Origin of the sequence: Mesorhizobium sp. WSM4311 (genome assembly GCF_002295115.1) — a bacterium.
Classification (GTDB): domain Bacteria; phylum Pseudomonadota; class Alphaproteobacteria; order Rhizobiales; family Rhizobiaceae; genus Mesorhizobium.
The window spans coordinates 65916-91228 of the sequence record NZ_NSFV01000018.1; the positions used below are offsets into that span (position 1 = coordinate 65916).

At 60.7% G+C, this 25313-nt stretch carries 20 protein-coding genes; 4 read left to right on the plus strand and 16 right to left on the minus strand.

The features are described 5' to 3' along the window. Window positions 1–11: 11 nt before the first annotated feature. The 3 genes from CK226_RS30590 to CK226_RS30600 form a co-directional block, all read right to left on the minus strand. Window positions 12–1397 (minus strand): hypothetical protein, encoded by a 1386-nt coding sequence (locus CK226_RS30590; RefSeq protein ID WP_095793817.1) that lies wholly within the window; start codon window positions 1395–1397, stop codon window positions 12–14. A gap of 92 nt (window positions 1398–1489) precedes the next feature. Beyond that, complete coding sequence (locus CK226_RS30595; RefSeq protein ID WP_245437903.1) at window positions 1490–1918, minus strand: GNAT family N-acetyltransferase; 429 nt, start codon at window positions 1916–1918, stop codon at window positions 1490–1492. A 169-nt stretch (window positions 1919–2087) separates the two neighbouring features. Next, window positions 2088–2912 carry a hypothetical protein gene (locus CK226_RS30600; protein ID WP_095793818.1) on the minus strand — a complete coding sequence of 275 codons (825 nt, stop codon included), beginning with the start codon at window positions 2910–2912 and terminating at the stop codon, window positions 2088–2090. Between the two features lie 204 nt (window positions 2913–3116). Here CK226_RS30600 and CK226_RS30605 point away from each other — a divergent pair, with 204 nt between their 5' ends. Then, window positions 3117–4532 (plus strand): adenylate/guanylate cyclase domain-containing protein, encoded by a 1416-nt coding sequence (locus CK226_RS30605; RefSeq protein WP_095775248.1) that lies wholly within the window; start codon window positions 3117–3119, stop codon window positions 4530–4532. A gap of 31 nt (window positions 4533–4563) precedes the next feature. Here CK226_RS30605 and CK226_RS30610 read toward each other — a convergent pair whose 3' ends face one another. From CK226_RS30610 to CK226_RS30645, 8 genes are all read right to left on the minus strand, one after another. Continuing rightward, window positions 4564–5043, minus strand: coding sequence for a class I SAM-dependent methyltransferase (locus CK226_RS30610; protein WP_095789774.1), 480 nt, complete (start codon window positions 5041–5043; stop codon window positions 4564–4566). Window positions 5044–5253: 210 nt separating this feature from the next. Next, complete coding sequence (locus CK226_RS30615; protein WP_095775246.1) at window positions 5254–6435, minus strand: ABC transporter permease; 1182 nt, start codon at window positions 6433–6435, stop codon at window positions 5254–5256. Beyond that, window positions 6432–7430, minus strand: a complete 999-nt coding sequence (locus CK226_RS30620) for an ABC transporter permease (RefSeq protein ID WP_095775245.1) — start codon at window positions 7428–7430, stop codon at window positions 6432–6434. The genes CK226_RS30615 and CK226_RS30620 overlap by 4 nt, the downstream gene beginning before the upstream one ends. A 2-nt stretch (window positions 7431–7432) precedes the next feature. Further along, window positions 7433–9331, minus strand: coding sequence for an ABC transporter substrate-binding protein (locus CK226_RS30625; protein ID WP_095793819.1), 1899 nt, complete (start codon window positions 9329–9331; stop codon window positions 7433–7435). Beyond that, a complete protein-coding gene (locus CK226_RS30630; RefSeq protein WP_095789776.1) occupies window positions 9328–11223 on the minus strand; it encodes an ABC transporter ATP-binding protein in 1896 nt (631 codons plus the stop codon). The genes CK226_RS30625 and CK226_RS30630 overlap by 4 nt, the downstream gene beginning before the upstream one ends. A gap of 157 nt (window positions 11224–11380) precedes the next feature. Further along, entirely contained in the window at window positions 11381–12721 is a 1341-nt protein-coding gene (locus CK226_RS30635) for an adenylate/guanylate cyclase domain-containing protein (RefSeq protein ID WP_095789806.1), read from the minus strand. Between the two features lie 234 nt (window positions 12722–12955). Continuing rightward, entirely contained in the window at window positions 12956–14299 is a 1344-nt protein-coding gene (locus CK226_RS30640) for a nucleotide sugar dehydrogenase (RefSeq protein ID WP_095793820.1), read from the minus strand. Window positions 14300–14413: 114 nt separating this feature from the next. Then, complete coding sequence (locus CK226_RS30645) at window positions 14414–15574, minus strand: DUF3095 domain-containing protein (protein WP_245437904.1); 1161 nt, start codon at window positions 15572–15574, stop codon at window positions 14414–14416. Between the two features lie 91 nt (window positions 15575–15665). On the opposite strand from CK226_RS30645, the gene CK226_RS30650 reads away from it, so the two are divergent. Further along, window positions 15666–16751, plus strand: coding sequence for a glycosyltransferase family 4 protein (locus tag CK226_RS30650; protein WP_095793822.1), 1086 nt, complete (start codon window positions 15666–15668; stop codon window positions 16749–16751). Next, window positions 16748–17512 carry a polysaccharide deacetylase family protein gene (locus tag CK226_RS30655; RefSeq protein ID WP_095793823.1) on the plus strand — a complete coding sequence of 255 codons (765 nt, stop codon included), beginning with the start codon at window positions 16748–16750 and terminating at the stop codon, window positions 17510–17512. The genes CK226_RS30650 and CK226_RS30655 overlap by 4 nt, the downstream gene beginning before the upstream one ends. A 1-nt stretch (window position 17513) precedes the next feature. On the opposite strand, the gene CK226_RS30660 is transcribed toward CK226_RS30655, so the two are convergent. From CK226_RS30660 to CK226_RS30670, 3 genes are all read right to left on the minus strand, one after another. Beyond that, complete coding sequence (locus tag CK226_RS30660; protein WP_095793824.1) at window positions 17514–18368, minus strand: MBL fold metallo-hydrolase; 855 nt, start codon at window positions 18366–18368, stop codon at window positions 17514–17516. A 135-nt stretch (window positions 18369–18503) separates the two neighbouring features. Continuing rightward, complete coding sequence (locus CK226_RS30665) at window positions 18504–18953, minus strand: cyclic nucleotide-binding domain-containing protein (RefSeq protein WP_095775237.1); 450 nt, start codon at window positions 18951–18953, stop codon at window positions 18504–18506. A 282-nt stretch (window positions 18954–19235) separates the two neighbouring features. Further along, window positions 19236–21950 (minus strand): ABC transporter ATP-binding protein, encoded by a 2715-nt coding sequence (locus CK226_RS30670; protein WP_095793825.1) that lies wholly within the window; start codon window positions 21948–21950, stop codon window positions 19236–19238. A 162-nt stretch (window positions 21951–22112) separates the two neighbouring features. Here CK226_RS30670 and CK226_RS30675 point away from each other — a divergent pair, with 162 nt between their 5' ends. Further along, complete coding sequence (locus CK226_RS30675; RefSeq protein WP_095789807.1) at window positions 22113–22784, plus strand: class I SAM-dependent methyltransferase; 672 nt, start codon at window positions 22113–22115, stop codon at window positions 22782–22784. Window positions 22785–22891: 107 nt separating this feature from the next. Here the strand turns inward: CK226_RS30675 and CK226_RS30680 are convergent, their stop codons facing one another. Together CK226_RS30680 and CK226_RS30685 are read right to left on the minus strand one after the other, a co-directional pair. Next, window positions 22892–24088, minus strand: a complete 1197-nt coding sequence (locus CK226_RS30680; protein ID WP_095793826.1) for a glycosyltransferase family protein — start codon at window positions 24086–24088, stop codon at window positions 22892–22894. Then, a complete protein-coding gene (locus tag CK226_RS30685; RefSeq protein WP_179301166.1) occupies window positions 24085–25281 on the minus strand; it encodes a glycosyltransferase in 1197 nt (398 codons plus the stop codon). Before CK226_RS30685 ends, CK226_RS30680 begins: the two co-directional genes overlap by 4 nt. Window positions 25282–25313: the final 32 nt, after the last annotated feature.

Below are 25313 nucleotides of genomic sequence, written 5' to 3' on the forward strand. Positions count from 1 at the left end.
AGGAGGCCATGTCAGGTCGCCTTGATCCCAGCCTGGCCGATCTTGCGCCATCGAGCGTTTTCGCGAACCAGTTTCAGGTCGTCGGTCGTCTCGGCAAATGTCCGCAATCGGTATTGCCGGAGCAGTTCCGGGAAAAGCGCCCCTTCCGGCAGGCCGGCAAGCTGCTCGCGGACCGAGATCTTTTCATCGATGACGCGCATGCCCCAGGCATTTTCCCGAACCTGCAGCTCCGCAGCCAGATCGCGCTCTTCCGGCGCGTTTTCATCTAGCGCAGCCAGCAGGATCGAGTGGAAAAGCGCTACATAACCAATCTGTCTCAGGCCACCCACAACCCGCACGCGCGGCAATATGGCGAGGACGAGGAACATCAGGAACAAGTTCGGCAGCAGCACGCCGTCCAGCAGCGCCTGCCTGAGATGCGGCCGCTCGAACGGGATGGAAAGACCATGCGGCCTGTCAGGCTCGATCAGGTGCCCGTTCTCGAGGACGAGCTTGCGCACGCGCTCCTCGCGGATGCCCCAGAAATAAGCCGTGGCATTGGGCAGGAATCTGCCAAATGGGGTCGATGCGGCCTCTTGCAAGGCACGGTCGAGACGCTGGCGCCTTGCGGGCTCAATGAGCAGTCTGGACAGGAGGCTGCCGTCATATTCCAGATGCCGAGCCATGGCAGCCGCGGCGAGCCGATCATCGATGAAAACCGGCAGGGCCATGCCGGAACGATCCCAACTGGCGACTAGGTCTTCGTTGAGCTCTGTGAGCGCATCGGCGGCGGTTGCAAACACCTTGTCCTGGCTGGCGAGCAGTGTGCCCAGCCAGCGACTGGCGTCCGTCTCATTGCCCACCGCTTCGAGCGCGCTCGTGTTGAGGGTGACGGGACCGGCCGCGCAGGCGCTTTTGCGGCACAGCTTGTGGCGCCCCATGCCGAACAGGTTGACCTTGTCGTCGCCGACATCGAGCCATCCCGGCCCCTCCCGGCCAACTGTCTCCATGGTCATCGTCGTTCCCATGAAGCTGAAGAAGACGGACAGCCCGTTTTCGACCGCGCCGAGCCAGGCAAGCAGGTGGGCGTCGAAGGTGATCCGGTCCATCAGAAGCAGGCAGTGCAGGCCTGACTGAATCACCGGTCTGTGCTCGAACTCTTCGAGGGCCTTGCCGATCTCTTCAGGCTGCATGATCACGCCGAGGCGCTGCTGCAGGACGTCGCGCAGGATTGAGCGGGCAGCGATCGCCGGGCTCGATGCAGGCCTTGGCAAGGGCCGCCACAGATGGCGGGCGTATTCGGAAACCGGTGCATTCCAGTTCTGCTCAATGTCACGCACAACTTCCGGGCAAAGCAGCGACAGCACAGCCAGAATGTCCGCCGGAGGCGCAGAGGTAGGGTCAAGGACGGCAGTCATTGGTCCCGTCTAGCCGCTTGCGGTGCAAACGCCAAGGGAGACCAGACTCGGCACGAATTGTTGGATTGGCAGTTGAGGCCCGACAGCGGATCTTAGAACCGCAGCCGGGCCATGCTCAGGAGGTCGTGGTACCGCCCGTTGGTAAAACCGGCCTTCACATGCCGGCCTTCGACCTCAAAGCCGTGGCTTGCGTAAAGACGGATGGCCGGTTCGTTGTCGGCATAGACGGTCAATTCGACCCGCTTCAAGGCGCGCCAATTGTCGGCCACGTCAAGCAACGCGCCAAGAATGGCCGAGCCAATCCCCTTGCCGACAAAGGCATCGTCAAGGCCGATATTGATCTCGCCGATATGCGAACGGCGCGGCGAACCCTGCACGACCAGGCTGCCATGGCCCACGACCCTGTCGTCCAATTCCGCAACGATCCAGGTGGTTTCCTGGCCGGACTTGGCGATGCGCCGTTCCACCTGCTCCACCCTCTCGAAAGGCATCCTGAGCGTGCCCTCACGGAAGCCCGGCATGTTGAAGATGGCGCAAAGCGCCTCCGCATCGCTTGGCCGGACGGACCGGATTTGCGGCTGGATCTTCTCGGGGGATGGCGAGGTGGTGCTGGTCATGGCGTTCCGGTGAAGGCAAGAGGCCCGGCACGATGCACCGGACTGCACCTGAAAATCCAGCCGTCTCTACAACCTATGATGCCGATTGCGCGCTGAAATACCGGAAGGCGCCGTAGAGTTTGAAGGCGCCGCTGACGCCGATCCAACCGAAAAGGGCGAGCCAGCACAATGTCCCGGTCGCCGTCCAGCCGATCCGGTGCACGGCGGCGTCGGTGATGACGAGGCCAAGGATGGCAAGCAGGCCAACCAGAAACTGCGCCAGGCCGAGCACCAGCAGTTCCTCGCGCGGCGCGCTTTTCCAGACGAGATATACGCCGCCAGCGCCAGCGAGGAAGATGGCGCTGTAGACCTGGGCGTGGAAGGGATCGACCGACCATGGCCAGGTGCGGCTGACCATCAGGGGATACAGCAGCATGCCGACGCCATAGAGCCCAAGGATCGTCGTTTCCGCCAACATGTAGCCGCGCCATGCGGGATTCAAAGTCACGCCTTTCGCTGAAGGGCGGGCCCTGGCCTGCCACAGGAACAGCCCGGATACCGCGGCCGAGGCAAGATAGACCAGGAACCAGAGCCAGGTCGCTTTTCGCTCGAAGTCGAAATAGCCGAGATTGATCAACGAAACCGCCGACACGATGACGGTGAAGATGAAGGCCATGACGAGCACCAGCCTGCCGGGCGACCACCGGTTCCAGAACAAGAGCGCCGCCATCACCGCCATTTCGGCGGTGTAGAAGCCGCCGAGGAAGCGGGCACTGAATGGCGTGACTGGCCAGGGCCAGCGCGGCTTGACCAGGGCCGGCGCGAAAAACAGGCCTGCGCCGACGATCAGGACGATGATAACCCCTGCGGAGAAAAGGCGCAGAGCCGCAGGAAATGGCGGGTTGTCGGATGTCGGCATGGGAGACGGTCCCAAAGATGAATGCCCCATGACCCATCATAGTGCCGCTTGCGGCTGTTGAAAATCGGCCGAATGGAAATGAATTGTCACCCGGCTTATCTACTCGAATGGCCATACGGTCCGTTTCGAAGTAAAATAGAACACCCGGATTAAAGAGCGGTCCGGTCAACACGCCGCGGGGGTGCATTTTCCGGAGCCTGCACGATGAACGAAGCTCAGGACCTGTTCTCGCTTCTGCGGCAATCGACCGATGTCGATCCACAGGCAATCGACGCGATCAAGCGAACAATCGCGGAGGGCAAGGACCGCGAACTTTGCCGCATCAACGCGCCAGCCTTCGCCAGCAAGCATGGCCTCGACGAGGAACGCACCATAGGCGCGTTTCTCCATGCGGCGCGGGTGGGCATCTTTGACATTTCCTGGAATGTTCTGTGTCCCGGCTGTGGCGGCGTGCTCGACACCAATGCAACGCTGAAAACCATGCAGAAGGAAGAATACACCTGCGCGCTGTGCGCCGAGGGCTATTCGCCGACCCTCGACGAGATGGTCGAGGTGACATTCACCGTCAGTCCCCGCATGCGCAGGATTGCCGCCCACAATCCACACGAACTGCCGTTGGTGGAATATTTCCGCCAGATCTACTGGGCGTCCGGCGTCGATCTGCCGGATGAGGATTTCGCGAAAAAGATTGAAGCGTTCTCGCTGGAGGATATCGAGCTTGCGCCCGGTGAAAAGGCGGTTCTGCCCATACAGCTTCCGTCCCAATTCATCATCGTGTTCGAGCCGGTCACCCACTCAGCGCAGTTCATCGACGTCAAGGGCGAACCAACAAAGGAGCGCCGAAGCCTCTCCTTGGTCTTTGACCGCGACCATGTCCAGAACCAGACGCTGGAGATGCAACCCGGCCCGTTGCGCATTTTGCTGGAAAACAGGACCGACACCCGCGTGCTGCCGACGGTCTTTATCGCTGGCCAGCAATTGCATGATCTCCTCGGTAAACGCCGGCCCTTCCTCACCGCCAAGCGCCTGCTCACCAACCAGACGTTCCGCGATCTCTATCGCGCGGATACGCTCGACATCAACCAGCGCCTGAAGATCACCAGCCTGACCTTCCTGTTCACCGACCTGCGCGGATCGACCGCGCTTTACGAGCGGGTGGGCGACCTTTCGGCCTTCGATCTCGTACGCGCGCATTTCCAGGTGCTGCACGAGATCGTCGCGGCGGAGGCAGGCGCGGTGGTGAAGACGATCGGCGATGCGGTGATGGCGACCTTCGCGACGCCTGATCGCGCGATAGCTGCGGCCCTCAGGATGCGCGATGCCATGCGTGCGCTCAATGACAAGAGCGGGCGCGAGGATCTGCTGCTCAAGATCGGGGTCCATGCCGGCCCCTGCATCGCGGTGTCCATGAACGAGCGACAGGACTATTTCGGCCAGACGGTCAACATTGCTTCGCGGGTCCAGAACCTTGCCAACGCACAGGCGATCTTCGCCACTCGTGCTGTGGTCGACGACGATCTCACCGCCGATCTGCTGCGCAGGAACGCGCTGACGCCCGTGCCTCACGAAGTCTCGCTGCGCGGCATTGAGCGGGAAATAGCAGTATATACGATTCCTTGAAGACTTGGTCCCTGAAGACTCGTCTCCGCCCTCACACGCGCCTGGAGAGAAAATAACGATCGGCGGGCTCCGAGGTTGGCGGCGGGAGGCGTTGCAACTGCGGGTGATCGAGCGGTGTGCCGCTGACCGCGAAGCCGCCGACGCGAAGCATTCGCGCAATCAGATCGGGAAGCCAGGTATTGGTCACTGCATCGCGATCGTCATAGCCGGTGCCGATGTCGGCATGAACAAGAGCGGCATCGATGCCGATGAACCTCTTCGCTGTCTCGCGTATCTCACCGAGCACGAGGTTTTCAGCTTCGGGAATTGAGCTGGCGTGTGCGCCCACTTCGCGGTCGAACACCACGATCCGGCGTCCGGGTAGGCGCTCGCGCAGATGATGGAACGTCCGGCCATTGCCGAGGCCCAGCTCGAGCACGAGCCCCTCCATCTTCGCCACCTCGACGCAGACTTGGTCGAGAATGTCGCGCTGTGCGGTCATCCTGCTGATGAAATTCTCAAGGCGACTCATGTGCGTTTGTGTGTCCTCAACCAGCTAAAGAGATCGGCGATGCCCGCGACCAGAACGGGTCGCGGGTGAAACCCTGGGGCGACGTGTCAAGCCCCGATCGAGTCTCGCCGCATATAGAGGCGAACGATGGAAACCGCAACAACCGAGCAGGCAGCCGACAAGGATCATACCGGGTGGAGCCGGCGGCCGGCGCGCGGCGGAGTAGCGATGTCACTTGTAGGGGTCTGCGGCGTCCCGCAGGCCGTCGCCGAGGAAGTTGAACGCCAAGATGACGAGAATGACGGGGAGCATCGGCAAAAGCAGCCATGGATAGAATGCGATCACGCTGACGCTGCGTGCCTCGGTGAGCAGGATGCCCCAGCTGGTTGTCGGCGCCCTCAGGCCGAGCCCGAGGAAGCTCAGCGCCGTCTCGCCAAGGATCATGCCCGGTATGGAGATCGTCGCCGTCGCGATCAAATGCGACATGAAGCCGGGAATGAGGTGACGCCCGATGATGCGGCTGCTGTTGGCGCCCATCAATTGCGCGGCCAGAACGTAATCCTCCTCGCGCAGGGCTAGAAGCTTCGAACGAACGGCCCGCGCCAGTCCGGTCCAGTGGATCAGCCCGAGGATGACGGTGATGCCGAAGTAGATCAGGATCGGGCTCCAGGTTATCGGCATGATCGCCGCCAGAGCCAGCCATAGTGGAATGCTGGGGATCGATTGCAGAACTTCGATTATCCGTTGAACGATCAGGTCGAAGAGACCGCCGTGATAGCCGGCCAGTCCGCCGATGACTATGCCGAGCAGGAAGCTGAAAATGATGCCGACGAGGCCGATTGTCAGTGAAATGCGTGCGCCATAGATGATGCGAGAGAGCACATCCCGCCCCAGCCTGTCGGTGCCGGCGAGAAAGAGTTGGCCGTTTTCGGCAGGGCAGACAAAATGCCTGTCCCCTTCGATCAGGCCCCAGAACCGGTAACTGTCGCCCTTGCAGAAGAAACGGATCCGCTGAACATCATCCTGCTCCTCGATGTAGTTTCGCTTGAGTGTGTCCATATCCAGCGTCATGTGGCGGCCATAGACGAATGGCCCGACGAACTGGCCGTTGTGGAACAGGTGCACCCCCTGCGGCGGCGAATAGATGTAGTCCATGTTGCGCGTGTGCAGATTGTAGGGCGCCAGGAACTCGCAGATCAGTATCCCGAAATAAAGCGCTGCCAGGAATATGCCGGAAACAACGGCAAGCCGGTGCCTTCGGAATTTCCACCACATCAGCCGCAACTGCGACGCCTGAAAGACCTTCGATTGCTCCGGCGTCATCGCCTCGACCGACTCCAGGTCAAAGGGCGCGATGGAAACGTAGTGTTGCAGTGGAGCACCTGGAGCGGGCAGCGGCGAAGGTGTGTTCATTTGGTGCTGCCGCCTTGCAAACGAATTCGTGGATCAAGCAGCGCCAGCGCCAGGTCGGAAATCAGGACACCGATGACCGTCAGGAAGGCAAGGAACATCAGGAACGACCCCGCCAGATACATGTCCTGGCTCTGCAGCGCCCTGATCAGCATCGGCCCGGTCGTTTCCAAGGACAGGACGATCGCGGTGATTTCGGCGCCTGAGATGATGGCCGGCAGGATAGAGCCGATGTCGGAAATGAAGAAATTGAGCGCCATGCGCAGCGGATATTTGACCAGCGCCTTGAAGGGATGAAGGCCTTTGGCGCGCGCGGTCACGACATACTGCTTGTGTAGCTCATCAAGCAGATTGGCGCGCAGCCGCCGGATCATGCTTGCCGTGCCCCCGGTGCCGATGATCAAGACCGGGATCCAGAGATGGGCGAGGATCGACTTCGCCTTGGCCCAGCTCATCGGCTCTCCGAGATATTGCTGGTCCATGAGATGGCCGATGGACGTGCCGAACCAAATGTTGGCGAAATACATCAAGATCAGCGCCAGCATGAAGTTCGGAATGGCAAGGCCGAGAAGGCCGAAGAAAGTCAGGCCGTAGTCGCCCCAGCTATATTGATGCGTGGCGGAGTACATGCCGATCGGAAAGGCGATGAGCCAGGTGAAGATGATCGTGACGAAGGAAACCAGTACGGTCAGCCACATTCGGTCCCCGACGACGTCGCGAACCGGCAGCTCATATTCGAAGGAATAGCCGAAATCGCCGTGCAGCATCCCGCCGACCCAGTAGAAGTAGCGAATGACCGGCGGCTGGTCGAAACCATATTCCTTGCGCATCATCTGGATGCGATCGGAATCCACCGCTTCGCCCTGAGCTCGAAGCTCGGCAACATAGCTGTCGAAATAGTCGCCTGGCGGAAGTTCGATGATCGTGAACACCAGCGCCGATATGACCAGCAGCGTTGGAACCATTACGGCAATGCGCCAGACAATATATCGAAGCACGCTCAGGTCTCTCCAAGCCAGAATGTATCGGGCATATAGACGCCGAAATAGGCAGTCGGGTCGTAGCCGTAGAGCGCCTTGTCAGGCAGGTTGTGCAGCCGCGAGGACGCCAGAACCGGCTGGTACGTTGCGTTCACCGTCCCGATTGAAAACACCTGATCGGTGTAGATCGATAGCATTGAATTCCAGATTTCGGCGCGCTCCGCGGCTTCGGTTGATGCGTTCCAGCGCTTGAGCAAAGCGATCAGCTCGACCACAGGCGGAAGATCGGGCGCTTCACCGACCGTGCCATGAGACAAGTAGTGAGCACCCCAGAGCGGCCATTGCAACTGGTCGTCGATGGTGGGGGCCAACTGGTACGGGTTCATGTCGGCGGTCGGCACGCCGTTGTCGATGCCCGACCACATCGACATCATGATCTCGCCGCCAAGTGCGCGGCTGCGGAAGATGTCTCGCTGCGAAGTCCGGATAAACACAGCAATGCCGATCTTGCGCCAGTGATCTGTGATGAGTTCGAGCGCGTCGGTTTCCAGGGTGCTTTCGCCGGCCGTTTCCACGATGACCTGCGCCGTGCGTCCGTCGGGAAGTAGCCGCAAGCCGTCATCGTCACGCGTTTGAAGCCCGACCTCGTCGAGCAGCGCATTGGCCTTGTCGGGATCGTGGGCGACCCAGGCTTTCGCGAATTCCGGCCGGTAGAGCGGGCTCTCCGGCAGGACCGTATCGGCACTTTCCTGCGCCAATCCGTAGAACACGGCCAAATTGATCTCGCGCCTGTCCACAGCGAGCGAAAGCGCGCGGCGCACGCGCACGTCACGAAAAAGGCCGCGCCACACCTGGTCGGCACAATTCAGATTGGGCAGCAGCGCCAGCCGCGAGCCCTGCGTGCGTTTCCACAGATGCATCTTCACCGGGTAGCGCTTCTCCGCGTCCTTCAGGAAGGAGTAATCGGCGAAGTCAATTCCCATGCATTGCAGGTCGCTCTCGCCCGCACCAGTCTTGGCGGAAATGATCGCCGACGAACTGACATTCATGACAAACCGGTCAATATAGGGCAGTTGCCGGCCATTTTCGTCAATTCGATGAAAGAACGGGTTGCGCTCGAAAATGAACTGCTCAGCCGGCGGCTTGGTCCGGTTCTGCCAAGGATCCAGCGTCGGCAACTCCGGGTTCTCCGGGCGATACTGCCGAGACATGCGGATATGCAAGAGCGTCCATTTCTTGGCCCGGTACTCCTTCATGAGACCGGCCAGCCGGAATGGATCCTGGTATTTTTTGTGAAACTGCTTGAGATAGGCGGCCGGCAGAACAAGCGGTAGAGGCGAAGCAGCGGCGAGCTTTGGCAGGAAGTCGGGATTGGGCGCATCCCAACTATAGCGGACCGTCAACGGATCGACGATGTCGAAGCGAGGCGCCTTGCCGTCCGCCAGCAGGGCCGGGGCGAGCCCGCCTTGCGAAAGCTCATCGTTCAGCCAGACATCCTCCCAGCAATAGCGAAAATCCTCCGGCGTCAGCAGGCTACCGTCGGACCATTTATGTCCTTCCCGTATCTTGAAAGTGAAGACGCGATCATCCGCTACGTTGAAACTTTCGAGAATGTCGGGTTGCATGTTAAGCTTTTCGTCATAGCCGACCAGGCGAGCATACCCATAGATCGTCATCATCCGGATATCCTTCTGGCTGCCGATGATCGTGCGCAGCGTGCCGCCATACTGGCCGGGCTGCCGGCCCATCGCAGCGAGATTCAACGCGCGCGGGCTCTTGGGCAGGCGTTCGGCGAGTGCCGGCAGCGCCCTGGCCTTCAACTGCGGCTGAAGAAATTCCGGCTCCAGATCGCCGGCGCGCGACGTGCCCGGCAGAAATGCCGAAGCCATGAGGCCAAGGACGGTGCGCCGGCTGATCAATGGCGTAGCTCGCTCACATCGGCCGAACGTCGGGCCAGCACGAGGTGGCCGCCGCCAAGATCGAGCGGCGACAACTTGTCCTCGTCGCCCTCGTCGCGGAATTGCGGTCCCCATGCGCTGGTGTCCGAAGCGCCGCTGAGCTTCAGCGTCTTGAAATCCATCGGCCTGTCGAGATCGGGGAAAGGGACTGCGGCGACCAGCGAGCGCGTGTAGGGGTGGACCGGTTTCCTAAGCAGAATTTCGCGCGGCGCAAGCTCGACGATACGCCCGCCGCACATCACCGCGATGCGATCGGCCATGTAGTCCACCACCGCCAGGTTGTGGGATATGAATAGGTAGGTCAGGCCCAGTTCCTTCTGCAAGTCCTTCAGAAGGTTTAGGATCTGCGCCTGGACAGAGACGTCGAGTGCCGAAACCGGTTCGTCGCAGATCAGCAGTTCCGGCCCCAGTGCCAACGCACGCGCGATGCCGATACGCTGACGCTGCCCGCCGGAGAAACTGTGCGGATAACGCTTGATGAAGCGCGGATCGAGCCCGATTGCCTGCATCAGGCTCTTGACCGTGGCCAGCCGGGACGCGGCATTGCCACGTTGATGGATTTCCAGCGGCTCGCTCAAGATGTTCTCCACCGTCATGCGAGGTGAAAGTGACGAAACCGGATCCTGGAAGACCATCTGGATTTTCGCACGCAGCATGCGCAAGGCGCCTCTCTCGGCCTCCAAGACGTCGATCGGTCCATCGCGGCCGTTGAAGATCACAGAGCCGCCGCTAGGGGTGACGGCCCGCATGAGGATCTTGCTGACGGTGGTTTTACCAGAGCCGCTTTCGCCAACCAGACCCAGGCACTCACCCCGTCTGATATCGAAGCTCACGCCGTCCACGGCGCGAACAAGGGTTTGATGATCTCCGCCGAACCAGCCGGACTTGCGGGTGGTGAAGGTCTTTGTCAAATCCCTGACCGAAAGCAGGATGTCGTCCGGCCCCTTCGATGCCGGCGCCGTCTGCTTGCCGAGCAGGTTCCCGACATTGACCGGCACGTCGCGGAGCGCCTTTAGCCTTTCGCCAGGCTTCAGGTCGAAATGTGGAACGGCTGCCATCAGGCCCTTCAGGTAAGGGTGACTTGGCCGGCGGAATATCGCCTCGACAGGTCCCGCTTCCATGATCTCGCCATGGTAGATGACCACCACCTCGTCGGCGACATTGGCGACCACGCCGAGGTCGTGCGTGATCAGCAGCATCGCCATGTTCAGTTTGGTCTGAAGCCCGCGCAGCAATTGCAGGATTTGCGCCTGGATGGTGACGTCCAACGCCGTCGTCGGCTCGTCGGCGATCAACAGGGCGGGCCGGCAGATAAGCGCCATCGCGATCATGGCGCGTTGACGCAATCCTCCCGAAAGTTCAAAAGGGTACATGTCATAGGCACGCCTGGGATCGGGAAAGCCGACAAGGCCGAGCATTTCCTCGGTCCGCGCCTTGCGCTCCGCCCGAGCCATGGGTGTATGAATCTGCAGGGATTCGCTGACCTGGTTGCCGATCGTGTGCAGCGGCGACAGCGATGTCATCGGCTCCTGAAAGATCTTGCCGATGCGGCTGCCTCTCAGCGCCCGGATTTCGGGTCCGTCACGCGGCATCTGCAGGATGTCCTGCGTCGTGCCGGGCTTTTCAGGATCGGAAAACAGGATACGGCCGCGAACATGGGCTGTCCTCGGCAAAATGCCCATCACTGCCTGGCTGAGAACCGATTTTCCCGAACCGGACTCGCCCACAAGCGCGGTAACCTTGCCGGGCAGGACGCGAAGATTTGCACGCCTGACGGCATGTAACGGTCCCCCGATAATGGCAAATGAGATGCCAACATCCTCGATCCGCAGCAGGTCAACGCCTGTATTCATTCTCACACCAGCCCCACTCTGGAGGCCTGCCAGGCGGCAGGCCCAGAAATTAAGACTAGCGCATTGCCAGCCTAGAGCAACGTGGATTCGAAACGGTCGCCAGAGGCGGAGCCGGCGATGGACTGCACAGCAAGGCGTACGGATCGGATCGTGGCGGTTACTGAAGCTTCCTCCGGTCGCCCTCCGACAGCCGGGCGGCATCGCGATGAAGAAGCATGAGCTGCTCGGCTTCCGATCTTCGATCGTGAATCGGCTCCAGCGCAGCATCTTCATCGAGTGCGAGAGCACCCGACAGATCGGGTGAAAGCACCGTCAGCTTCTGCTTGATGCCCGCCAGTTCCTCGTTGCCGAGCGTCAGCCAGCTGTCGGCGCCGCAATAGCTGGCGAAGTCTTTGCTGGCGAGAACGCTGTGCGGATACTTCTTGGTCAGGGTCTGGAGGCGCTGCACCTCGTTTACAGCCGAGCCGAAGACAGAAAATGTCAGCCGGTCGGTAAGCCCGACATTGCCGAACATCACATTGCCGACATGCAGGCCGATACCAAATTTTATATGGCCCAATCCCTGCTTCTTTCTGCGCTGATTGAGATCCATCATGCGCGCGCTGGCCTTGCGCGCTGCCGCAAGAGCAGCCTGGCAGGCGATCTCGGACTGCGAGCGGTGCCTTTCGCAAGGGTAGACGGCAATGAAGCCGTCCCCTATGAAACTCATGATCTGCCCGCCTTTGCGATTGAACGGTGCAGCAACGGCGTCGAAAAACTGGTTCAGCGTATCGATATAGACTTCGCGGCCGGAGGTCTCGGCAAGTCTTGACGACCCGCGCATGTCGCCCATGACCAGCGCGGCCCGGATTGTATCACCCTCGCCGCGCTTGATCTGGCCGTCGAGCACGCGCCTGCCGGCGTCGCCGCCGAGATAAGTTGTCATCATGTTGTCGGCGAGCTTCGTGAGTACCGCCATCTTGGTTGCGATAGCGAGATGGTTCTGGATTCGCAGCAGCGCCGAAATCATGCTGTCGCTGAAGCCTGCGGCACTGTCGGTGGACCAGGACCCCAACATACCCTGACCGGTGTTGCCGTTGAAGGGATGGACGAAAGCCATGTAATCGGTGACGCCCATAAGCTTGAGTTCATCGAAAACAGGAAACTCGGAGGGCACCGACGCGTTCAACCGGCGCCGCAGATGGTCGAGCTTGTTGCTGAGCAGATGGTAGTATGGGCTGGTCAGGAATCTGTCGGAATGCACGCCGCTCTCCTTGCGGAAGCCTTCCATTTCCATGCCCTGGCCGCGAAGCCAGGTGAAGCCAAGCGCATCATAAAGCGGATGAAGCATCGAAAAACTCAAATGCACCCGCTTCAGCGGCAGGCCGGCGGCAGCCAGCCGTTCACAAAAGCCTTGTACCAATGTTTCCAGGTCGTTGCCGGCCAGCGCCGATTGGGTCAGCCAATCGGCAACCTTGTCCATGAGAATGGTGGAAATTTCTGCTTGCGCTGTGCTCATGCTATCTCGAAACCCGTCGAAGACGAGCCATCTCCTTTGATCCGCCAGACCCTCGAAGTGAATGAAACCGGCTTCGGCGGCAAAGCCGGCGAAGAATTCCCGGATGACTGTCGTTGCAGGCAAGCAGCAGGCGTAACTGCATCTATCTCCTGGCACACATATTTGGCGAGGCTCCCGGCGGAGTGCAATCCCGATCCTGACATCGGGCAAAAAATTTCGCCGGCTCGGACGCCGTCAGGCCTTCACCACCGTCTCTCGGGCTAGTCCGAGACGGCCAAAAACATTTCGTGTGTCGACGATCAGAAGGGCGTGATCGGCGATCGCCTGATAGTCGATCGCATCATGGTCGGTTGCAACGAGGACAGCATCGAAATCCTTCAAGACCGCTTCGGTCAATTCGACCGAGCGACGCCCCTTGATCGCCATATGCTCCCGTGTGGTCGGGATCTCGGTAACATGCGGGTCGTGGAATTCCGCCTTGCCGCCCCATTCCTCGATGAGTTCAATGAGCCGTAGTGAGGGGCTTTCGCGGATGTCGGGCACATTCTTTTTATAGGCCAGCCCGATGATGAGAATGCGCGAGCGGCTGAGCGCCTTGCCGCAGCGCCGGTCCAGAGCTTTGGCCAGTTCATCGACGACATGACTCGGCATGGCCGTGTTGATCTCTGCCGCCAGCTCGATGAAGCGGGTCGGCAGTTCGTATTCGCGCGCCTTCCACGTCAGGTAGAAGGGATCGATCGGAACGCAGTGACCGCCAAGTCCGGGGCCAGGATAGAAAGGCATGTAGCCGAAGGGCTTGGTCTTTGCAGCCTCGATCACCTCCCAGATATCGATGCCCATCGCTCCGAGCACGATTTTCAACTCGTTGACAAGGGCTATATTGACCGAGCGGAAGATGTTTTCCGTGAGCTTGACCGCCTCGGCGGTCGCCGTGGTGGAAACCGGAACGACGGTCTCGATCACGCCCTGGTAGAATGCCTGCACGAGCGTCGCCGCCTCGATACCGTCGCCTGCCACGACCTTGGGGATCGTCGCGACTTCAAAGCTGCGGTTGCCGGGATCCTCGCGTTCGGGCGAGAAACCGAGGAAGAAGTCTATCTTCGATTGCAATCCGGTTTCTTCCAATATGGGCTTGATCACATCGTCGGTGGTGCCGGGATAGGTGGTCGATTCCAGCACGATCAGCTGGCCGAGACGCAGATGCTTGGCGATGGTGCCTGCCGTGTTCCTGACGAAGGAGAGGTCCGGCTCACGATGTTTCGTCAGCGGTGTTGGAACGCAGATGATGATGACATCGCAGACAGTCAGTTCGACAAAATCCGCAGTGGCACGGAACCGACCGCTAGCCACCTCGCCGGCAAGGGCAGTCGACGTTACCGCCTCAATGTAGGATTGGCCGTTGTTCAGGCACTCGACCTTCCGGGCTTCGATGTCGAAACCGGAAACCGGGAAGCCGGCGCGCGCGATCGCAACCGCCAGCGGCAGCCCGACATAGCCCAGTCCGATCACTCCGACTTGCGCGGCGCGCGTCGAAATCCGGTTCAGAAGACGGTCATATGGCGATCGTGAGGCGTCCAAAAATCTGTTCTTCCGTCAATTCGGACAGGCTGTCCGCTTCCATGGCGAGGCTCACCTGGTCCCAACAACCATGGCGGAGGCATATTGCGGAAGGTCGATTTCCGCAAGCCTTCATCAGACCAGCAGCTTCGCCTTCAGGCTTGCGGCAGCCATCGCATAGCCGCCGGCGGCGCCATCGATGAAATGAATGTGATCGCGCTGCAGGGGCGACGCGACGAGGCATGTCATCAAGGCCGATTTCTGGCGGTGCAGGCCGTAGCTGCAGATGCCCGCCTCTTCCGCCTGTTTCAGCCGGCTCTCGATGCGTTGCAACACATCCGCGTCAACGTCGATGGTCATCTTCAAGCCGTCGTCGAACTTCCGGAAATCCGAATTGCTTGCCACTTCGCGTTTGTAGACTTTTGGATCGAAACGACCGATGGTCCAGCCAAATCTATCGGCGACCGCAGTAAGCGTCATCAGAAAGATCACCCACAGCTTCGCCAGCCATCGCCGCCCTGGCGGCGCCGTGGCCCGCGCCTCGACATCGAGACCGGCTGGCAGCAGACTGTAGCCCGGCCCGTCCACCGGCACGGGGTGGCCATCGCGCTCCTGCCTGCCGGCAAGGGCAATGATGTCGGAAGCCAGAAACTGAAAACCGCGCAAGTCGCGCGACACCCCCGGTATGGCTATGATCGAGACGATTTCGCCATGCCGGGCTTCTATCGGGTTCCAGCGGCAGGAGAGGCCGGTCAGATCCGGCCGCGCGCCGGCCGGCGCGGGTTCGATGCGGTAGCGTCCCGCTTTCATCTCGGCTTCCGCCCAACTGCCGCCACCGCCGGCGAACATGGCATAAAAGACAGCTTCGGAGGCCTGGAACCTCGCCACGCGAACGTCGAGGCCTTGCGCCCTTATATCCTTCATCGGCACGATTGCGGCACGCAAGGTCAGGTCCAGTTCGTCCGCCACCCATCTCTGGACAGCCGCCAGCGCGTTGCGGGTGACGTCCAGAGCCGAGCCGGGAAACGCCACGAGCGCGCCGTCGCCACCGAAGACAAAGGGAAGATCTTGCCGTCCCAGCGCATTGAGCAGCGCCGAAATGACGCTGGCACCGGCCATATTGACGGTTTTATAGCGCCCGGCCTCGATCGCCTTGGTCGAGCCGACGATGTCGGCGGTGGCCAGCGCCCAGCCATCTGGGAGAGGCCGATAGTTATCGATATCGGCAACGCTTTCGAACTTTGCGAAGACCGGCAAGGAAGCGACAAACGGATCGGACGCGGCAGCTGTTTCCATGAGCATCAGATAGCACACTCCATTGCTTGAAGTTGAGTAGATCGTGCCTGGAAATTGACTTGCGTAGGCTTTCCGATGATAGGGTTCGCCGATGCGAATTGCCTTCTACGCGCCGCTGAAGTCACCCAATCATCCCGTTGTCTCCGGCGACCGCCAGATGGCGCGAATGCTGGTCAAGGCGCTGGAGCATGGAGGGCATAGCGTCGAACTGGCATCCGAGTTGCGCTTCTATATACGCCAACCGGAGCAGAAAGGTTTCGATGCGCTCAAGATCGAGGCCCGAGAGGAAGTCGCGCGGCTGGCAAAGCTTTGGGATCGTGGCAAGCCCGATCTCTGGTTCTCCTATCATCCCTACTACAAGGCGCCCGACCTGATCGGACCCGAGCTGGCGTCGGCCTTTGGTGTCCCCTATGTGACAGCGGAAGCCTCCTATTCGAGGCGGCGCGACGCCGGCGTGTGGGCCGATGCGCAAGCCTTGGTGGCGCGAGCAGTCGAACAGGCAGCGCTGAATATCTGCTTCACGCAAAGGGACCGTCGGGGGCTGACAGATGCGATACCCGACGCCGCTCTTGGCATGCTTCCACCCTTCATCGACACATCGGCATTCCGGGAAACGCCGGCACGGGGTTGCCCGACGCGCCTCGTTACCATCGCCATGATGCGCCCGGGCGACAAAGCCGAAAGCTATCGCATGCTGGCGCGAGCGCTCGGTTCGATCGGCCACCTGCCATGGACCATGTCGGTCGTCGGCGACGGGCCTGCCCGCGACGAGGTCAAAGCGCAATTCGCCGGGTTGCCCGCCGACCGTATCGAATGGCTTGGCGCGATTGAGCCAGCCGCCGTGCCGGATGTCCTCTCCAGTGGGGGAATCTACGTCTGGCCGGGTTACGGGGAGGCCTATGGCATTGCCTATCTCGAAGCACAGGCCGCCGGTCTTCCGGTGGTGGCTCAGGACGTTGCCGGCGTACCGGAGGTCGTACGGGAAGGCCAGACCGGGTTTCTCACCCCGCCGGGCGATGTGGCGGCATTCGCTTCTGCCATCGAAAGGCTGCTGGCCCGTAACGACGAAAGAACCATCATGTCCGCGAAAGCCAGGCGTTTCATCCTCGAGGAACGTTCCCTCGGAGCTGCGGCGGCGCGTCTGGTCGAACTTCTTCAGAAGATCCCGGCTTCATGACATCCGATCAGATCTGGCAGCCATTGGTGGACGAACTGGCGTGCCGGCAACGGGCGGGCCGCAAGGCAGAGTTCTGGCTGCGCGACGATGACGCCGTGGATCCGACCCCCGCGCTTAATCGGCTGCTCGACCTGACCGGTGAATTCGCGGTTCCGGTCACTCTGGCCGTCATTCCGGCCCTGACCGATGAGAAGCTTGTCGTCCGGCTTCAGGAGGCGCCGCATGCCACGGTCGCGATCCATGGCTGGGCGCACCGAAATCATGCGCCCGAGGGCCACAAAAAGCAGGAGCTCGGCGCGCATCGGCCACGCGAGGCGGTACTCGATGATCTGGCTCGCGGGCTGTCGCACGTGACCGGCCTGCATGGCGCACGCGCCGTTCCGATGCTGGTGCCGCCCTGGAACCGGATCGACGCCGGCTTTGTACCCGACCTTGGATCGACAGGATTTGCGGCATTGTCGGTCTATGGGCCGCCGAAGCCGGCTTCACTGGCGGTCATCAACAGCAATGTCGACATCATGGATTGGCATGGCACGCGCGGTTGCCGCGATCATGGTCTATTGGTTCAGGCTATTATCGCGCAATTGCAGCATGCATTCGATGGCGGCGAACCGGTCGGCCTGCTCACCCACCATCTCGTCCATGATGAATCGGCCTGGCTTTTCCTCGAACGGCTGTTCGCAGTCACCGCACGGACCGAGGCCTGCGTGTGGCTTCCGATCAAGACATTGATCGGGCGCAGCGCCGGCAAAGGAACGTAGCTCAGCCTTCTTTGTGCAATGAGGCAGGAAATTTGAGCGTCTGGCCATCCCGTGCTGCAAAAGCGCCGGCAAACCTGTCTTTGGCCAGTTTCTCGATCTCGTCCAGTTCCTCGTCGAGGCGTGTCGGATCGTGGTGAAACAACGCAAGCCCGTGCGCACCGGCCGCCTCACACAGGTTGACGCCCTGTTGCCATGTCGAGTGCCCGTTACCGCGGCGGCGTTCCATTTCCTCCTCGGTGTAGGTGCAATCGTAAACGACGAGGTCGGCGTCTTCGATCAGGTCGAGCACCGCCTGATCGAGTTTGTCCGGTTCGTGCTCAGTGTCTGTGATTACCGCCACGACGCGGCCGCCCCATTCGACCCGGTAGCCTATGCAGCCGCCCGGATGGATAAGACTGCCGGTCCGGACCACCACCCCCTCGCGCGGACGAAGCACGTCTCCGGATGCGAAATCGCGGCAGTCGAGGCGTGCCTTGCAGATATCCAGTTTCACCGGAAACCACGGCGGCCGCATGAACTCGTCGACCATCTGCCGGGTCGTCATGCGTCCTGCAAGATGCCCGGACCAAAGGGCAACCTTGACGCTCCGATCATAGATCGGCGCAAAAAACGGCAGCCCGATGATGTGATCGTAATGGCAATGGGTGAAAAGCAGGTCGAAATCGGTCACCCCCGACGCCCGAAGCGCCCTGCCGGCAGGCTGTAGGCCAGAGCCCGCGTCGAACAAAAGCGTATGCTTGCCGCATCGCATCTCAATGCAGGTTGTGTTGCCGCCATAGCGAGAGAATTCCGGCCCCGATACCGGAATGCTGCCACGTACACCCCAAAACCTGACCAGGAAAGCGTCGTCGTCCATGCTTACCTCTTTGCAGTCCCCGCCGCCCGTCGTAGCCAAACAACTGCTGTCAGGCGAGACAGGTCTCCTCCCGGTGATCTTCTCAGCCAGAGGCCAGTGCCATCACAGCGGCGAGGATCGAGCGCACATCATACGTTATTTGGTGCTTCGTGCGTCGATCAGATCTGCGGTCGTGTGGCTTAGGCGATTGGCAAGAACCCGCAGTATCTCGATGGTCATTTCCGGGAACTCGTTCATAAGCCTCAGGAAATGATCCTTGGGGATTCTCAAAGCTTCCAGCGGACTTGCCGCTCTGACGGTGGCAGTGCGGGAGCTGTTGCACAATATGGCAATCTCGCCAACGATGGAGTTTGGCACCAGTTCAGCAACTTTTATGGGTCCGCTGTCGGAATCGACCAGAATATCCGCCCTGCCTGAAAGGATGACATAGGCGGCATCTCCCTCGTCGCCCTGCCGGAAAAGGATCTCGCCGGCGCTGTAGTTCACGCGGTCGGATGTGAACGCAAGCAGCTTGAGCTTTGTCGGCTCGATGCCAGAGAACAAGGGAACGCGTTGCAGCATTCCAACTTCATCCTTGAGCAGCATTGTCGCAAACCTTCCCAAATTCGCCCTGCCAGACTAGAGCAACGAACGTCCAGATGGAATCAATTCTGTTTCCGGGATGTGAGCCCGATGTCTGTCGTGCGATCAGGCGATGCCGCCTGACAAAATGGGCGTCCGCCAGCGGGAAACCCGTAGAGCCGGGTGAATTCGCGGCAAGGCTTTCGGGTTTGGGCGCGGATGTCGTCCCGCTTCACCCTTCGCCGAATCCTTGATGTTGCACCAAATTTCCACCGGCAGAATGATCCCATCTGAATGTCCGTTGCTCTATGACAGCAGCTCCTTGAAAATACCGTTCCCTGCCAAAAGAGTCTCGTGTGTTCCGTCTTCCACCATTTGACCCGAGTCGAAGACGACAACGCGATCGAACATCGTCGCCATTGCCGGATTCGTCACGACCCACACAATTGCCGGCGATTGGCCGTCGCGCCTGGCCTCCTCGAGCACGTTTCGCAGCACCTTATCCTGCATGCGCTGGTCGAGCGCCGACAGCGGCCGGTTGAGAATGAGAAAATCAGGACGCTTGAGCAGGGCCCGGGCAACATCGAGCTTCTGTCGCTGCCCATTGGTAAGCCGCCTGCCGCCGGCGCCGACGTTGAAGTCCAGACCGACATCCAGAAGCTCGCCATAAAGCCCCAGTTCGTCAAGAATGTCATAGACGATGGATCGTATACGGTCCGGCGCGTCGGGATGGTTGTTGCCCACACGCCCGAACAGGACATTATCCATGACGGTGGCCGCGGCAATGTATTTGGCAGGATCATACCGTTCGACCGCATTTTGCAGTTCGTGCGGCAGGTTTTCATAGAACCGGTTGCGTGCGGCGACGATCTTGCCCATCAACTCGTCGCTCAGCAGGCCGAAGCGGTGCCGGGGCTCGATATAGGCAAAACTCAAGGTGACGATCATGGCGCGATCGTTCTCCGAAACCGTCTCGTAAGGACGGTTCTTGAGCCGTTGCAGCAAGGTTTCGTACGCGGGTATCTCCTCGGCGCTCATGAAGGCGAGCTGCTGGAAGAACTGGTGATCGGGCGGCAGGTCGGCAAACAGCTCGATCGCCTGTTTGGCAATCTCCATGCCCATTTCGTAGAGCGTGCGGTCGAGGCCGGCTTGCCTCAGCACAGAAGCAAAATAGGGATTGGCCGCCAAGGCCCTGTCGGCCAGTTGGGGACCGGCGGCAGCGCCGAAGAGCAGGTTTTGGCCGATCGTTGCTTCCTTGTTGTAGGCGCCCGGTTCGAAGGGAACCACCAGTCCGCTCAGCCCTTCGTGTTCCAGCCGGGTTCGCAGCGCCGCGCGCAGTTCGACGATCCGCCTGGCAAGCTCGGTGTGACGCGCGAGATCGGCCGAAGAGCGCAAGCCAAGATCGAGAATGTCGCGCGACAGGACAACCGCGTCGAGCACCCGGCGCACGGCTTCAAAGAGGTCGTGCGGGCCGCTAGCGCCGGCGGAAGCGTAATTGATCCAGTCGCTGTGGATATCAAGATCCGGATTGCCCGACCGGCGTGCCTCGTCGATGTTCCAGCGGTGCTGGACTGCCGCGGCTCCGTCATAAGGCACCGATGTCAGGGGCGCATGCTTCAACCCGTAGAGCAGGTTATCGCGGAGGCTTGCCTGGAACAGGAAAACATCCGACGAGGCATAGGACATGCGCCGGCCGGTCACTGCTTCGGGGAGTTCAAGCAGGTCGTCGGCGCCGGACGCGACTCTTCCACTATCCGGCCAGTTCAGCCGCGCGAAGGCTTCTGCAAGCGCCTCCCCTCCACCTGTTGCGGTACTGACCAGCGCCACCGTCTCACCCGGCTTGACCTGCAGGGAGATGCGGTTGAGGAGCATTGCACCGCTATCGTCCGCTATGGACAGACCGATCGCCGACAGGGGCTTGGTCATCGGATCTGGATCGTCGATCGTCAACGCCCCGATTCTCGGCTCTATCAGACCGTCGACGGTGAACTGTTCGACGACCTGCTGATATTTGACCTGGACATCCTGCCGATCCTGATCCCAGTCGATCAGTTCCTTCATCGGGCCGGGCAGGTCCTTGTAGGCGCCGATCACGGCCACGAGCTGGCCGACATCCAGCCGCCCCTCGATGACCAGATACCCGCCGATCATGTAGAACAGAAAGGGCGTAATCTGCGCGAGAAAATTGTTGAGGAACTTTACCATGAATTTCCATTGGTAAAGATCGAAGCGGATCTTGAAGATGAGCCCGAGCCTCGCGGCTATGTCGGCGCGCTCGTAGTTTGAGGTATCGTGGACGTGAACCGCGCCAATGCCTTCGACGATTTCGCCAACCCGGCCTGAAAGTGCGCGCGCCGTCAGCTGCCGTTGGCGCCCGAGCACGATCAGCCGCCGCCGCATTCGCGGGATGAGCACGATCTGGATCACCACGATCACGACCGCTATCATCCCGAGCCAGACATTCTGGACCATGATGAACAGCATCGCGGTCAGCGCCTGGCCGCCGAGCAGTACCGGCTGCAGGAAGGCATCGCCTATGAAGCCGCCGAGCGGCTCCACCTCGTCCTTCACCATGGTCGCCACTTCGGCGGATTTCACCCGCTTGAAGTAAATCGGCGGAAACCGCAGCACACGATCGACCAGATCGAAGCGGATACGCCGCAGCATGCGTTCGCCGAGGCGCCCCTTGTAGGTGTTGATGTAGAGTTTGAACAGGCCGTTGATCACGACCAGCAAGAGGAACACAAGGCTCAGGGCAAGCAGCGTCGCCTTGCGGTCGAGCTGAAAACCTGAGAAGAATTGGACATCGCCAATGAACGGCAGGTTGTAGTGCAGCCGCATGAATGCCTGGGTCGCGCCCGGCTGCTCGAAGCCCCTACCTTGGATCGGGCCGTTGACGATCAGCTTCGGCAGGTCGAAGGACATGAAATACGGGATCATCGAAAGCAGGACGACCATCAATATCCAGAGCTGCTGCTTCTTGGTGTGCCTCCAGATATAGCGGGCTAGGCTGGGTTCCATATGCGACTGTGGACCTTCAGTTTAAAGAACAAAAGTGGAAGCGCTGGCTGGTGAACGGCGCATCGGCAATCATCGCCGGCGACACGTTCGAAGCCTGCGGGGCGGCTTTGCTGGCAAGATTGCGTTGTGTCGCCCGAAATCCCAACATACAAGGCGAATATGATGGATGTCACGCAACCACGCAATGTCGGCACGGACGGGCACGAGCAAACCCTGGACCTCACGAGGGGAATTGCTGCTTATGTCAACAACCCTCTCGTGGCAGGGCTTGCACGCGTCGTCGCCAAGCATCCGAAGGCCGATATCGCCAACGCCTTCAACCACAAGCAGGTTGCGTGCAAGACATGGGCGCTCGACAGGCTGTTCGAAAGCAGCGGTGGCCGGTTCGGGCGCATATGGGTTCTGGGTGGATGGTACGGCGTATTGCCGGCAATGCTCTTCAACGACGCCCGCTTCGACATCGCGGCGATCGATAGCATCGACATCGATCCCGAAGTCGCGGCGGTCGCCCGGACCCTCAACCGGGAAGCATGCGACCGGTTCCGGGCGCTGACGGCAGATATGTACGCGCTCGATTATGCGGCCGGGCGGCCCGACTTGACGGTCAATACCAGCTGCGAACATATAGCCGATCTGCGCGCCTGGCTTGCCCTGCTTCCGCGGGGCACGAATGTACTGCTGCAATCGAACGATTATTTCAGCGAGCCAACGCACATCAACTGCGTGGCTTCACTTGCAGCATTCGAAGCGATGGCGGCGCTAAGCGAGGTGCGGTTCTCCGGCGAATTGCCGACAAGAAACTATACGCGCTTCATGCTGATCGGGACCGTTTGATGCATTTCGCCCAAAAGCGCAGCGTTTTTTGGGACATCTACATAAAACAAGGACTTGAGGTGCGCCGTACTGGCCAGACAAGATGCGCGATAAAGCCGATGAATCGTCTAGGACCCATCGTCCGTTTGATCATGTTCCTTTCCGAAACCGGACCCCATTCTTAGGGACCATGTTCGATACCGTTCGCGCAGGATTTGCGCGGAGTGACGGGCACCTTCCAGGTCGAGACGATGCGCGGATGGCGTCGGTCCGGCAAGTGTCTGTTCGATCGCGAGCACCAAGCCCTCAGGCGTCAGGTCGTTTTCCGTCAGCACCGTTGCGAGACCGAGCTCTTCGAGCATCAGGGCGCGAACCGTCTGTTCGGTTTCTCCGCCGGCTGCAAATGGAACGAGCAGCGAGCGACAACCCGCGCGCAGGACATCGCAGACCGTGTTGTAACCCGCCTGCGAGACTGACAGGCGGGCGCCGGTCAACAGGCTGGCGAAATCCTCGCGGAACCGGAAGATGGACAGGACAGGTGAGGCATCGCGTGCAATCGCGTCGAACTCGTCTTTCGGGAGGTTGGGGCCGGTGAGCAAACACCATCTCCAACCGTTGTTGGCATTCCGGGCTGCCGCGACGGTGGACCTGACAACGCTCTTTCCGGCAGCCCCACCCCCAACCGACACCACAACATCGTAGCGCTCGGAGGCCGCGGGCGATGGCGGCGCGGCAACGAGCCCCGTGTAGGTGACCTCGGCCCTGATCGCCCCAGCCAGTGGAAATGTCTTGTCGATGGTTGCGAAAGCCGGATCGCCGTGGATCATGACAAGGTCGAAATGCCTGTTGATGAGACAGACCGTTTCCTCGTTTCGGCCCAGCTTGACGCGCTCCTGAAGGATATCACGGACGGACGTCGCCAGCAGCGGTCTGGGCGACGTGGCGTCGATGGCCTCGATCAGCGGCAAGAGTTCGAAACGCATCTGCCGGCGTCCAAATGGAAACGCCTCGACAATGACGATATCAGGCCTGCAATCCCGGAATGCCTGCAGCAGCATCTCCGAACGCCGTTTCTTGAAATCATCGTCGATGGGTTTGCCCTGCAGGTCGACAAGTCCGGAAAATCCTTCATCACCGGAGGTGACAGGTGGAAGCGTTACAGATTTTACCCCCCGCCCGGGAAAACCCGCGATCGGCGCTCCGCCGGTCACGACGGTTACGTCGAACCCATCATCGACCAGAGCGGCCGCAATGCGGCTGGCGCGCGCGAGATGGCCGATACCGAGCAGGTGCTGGACATAGAAGAAAGCCCGCAGCCGCTTCATTCGGAGGCCCACTCCCGCTCGAATAGTTCCTTGAGCTGTCCAATGCTTGCCAAATGATCGAAATTGTCGCGCACGCGCCGCTCTGCGGCTTCGCCGAGGCGGGTACGCAGCACGGGATCACGGATCAGGCGCTCCAGCGCCTGTGCCAGGGCAATTGGGTTCTCCGTCGGAACCAGCAGCCCGGTTTCATCCGGCGACAAAAGCTCCGGCACGCCGGAAATATCGGTCGACACGCAGGCAAGCCGCTGGCTAGCTGCCTCCACCAGTACATTCGGCAGACCGTCCCGGTCACCATTTGCAGTGATCCTGCAGGCCAGGGCGAAGAGGTCGGCGCAACGGTAGTGCTCAAGCACCTCCTGCTGCGCAAGCGCGCCCCTCCAAGAGACGCGACCATCCAGTCCAAGTTTTTGTGCCAGCGCCTTGAGCCGTTCCAGTTCCTCGCCGCCGCCGATATGCTCAAAACGCCACGCCAAATTATCAGGCAAGAGGGCAAGGGCCTCCAGCAAGGTATCGTAACCTTTCTTTTCAACGGCGCGCCCGACACTCAGAACGATAACCGGTTCGTCCGGCGTCGAGCCGTCATTTTGGTTCCGAGCCTCGCCGAAACTGCCGAAGCGATCAAGGTCGAGCCCATGATAACTAAGATGCACACGCGCGTTGCCGCTAGCGAGTTCTTTCAGACGGTCGAACCCGGTTTTCGTGCAAGTGACCGTCCAGCGCGCCGAGGAAAGCTTGCCAGCCAGATCCCAGTCAGCCGAAGTCCAGATGTCCTTGGCATGGGCCGAGCAGCTCCAGGGCAGGCCACGAAGCTGGCTGGCATAGCGCGTCACCGATGCCGGCGTGTGCGCGAAATGTGCATGCAACCACCCCGCGTCTTCCGGCCATTCCGCCGCCAGCACGAGCGCTTGTCCGAAGCGGCGGACGCGACTGCGCGAAAAGTCGCGGGGGATATCGGCAGCTAACGATCCGAGCGCGCGCCAGAAGCCCGGCCGCAGCAGATAAGCAAACAGCGAGCGAACCACGCGCAGCGGCTCTTCATGCAGATATTCCGGCAGATAATGGACGGGCGCTTTGATCTCGTCATGCACGGGGTGGCGTCCCGCGTCGGTCGGCCGCCTGAGCGCGACGAGTATCAGGTCGAACCCCGAACGCTCCAGACCGAGCAGTTCCTGCGCGATGAAGGTTTCCGACATCCGCGGATAGCCCTTCAGAACCACGACGATCT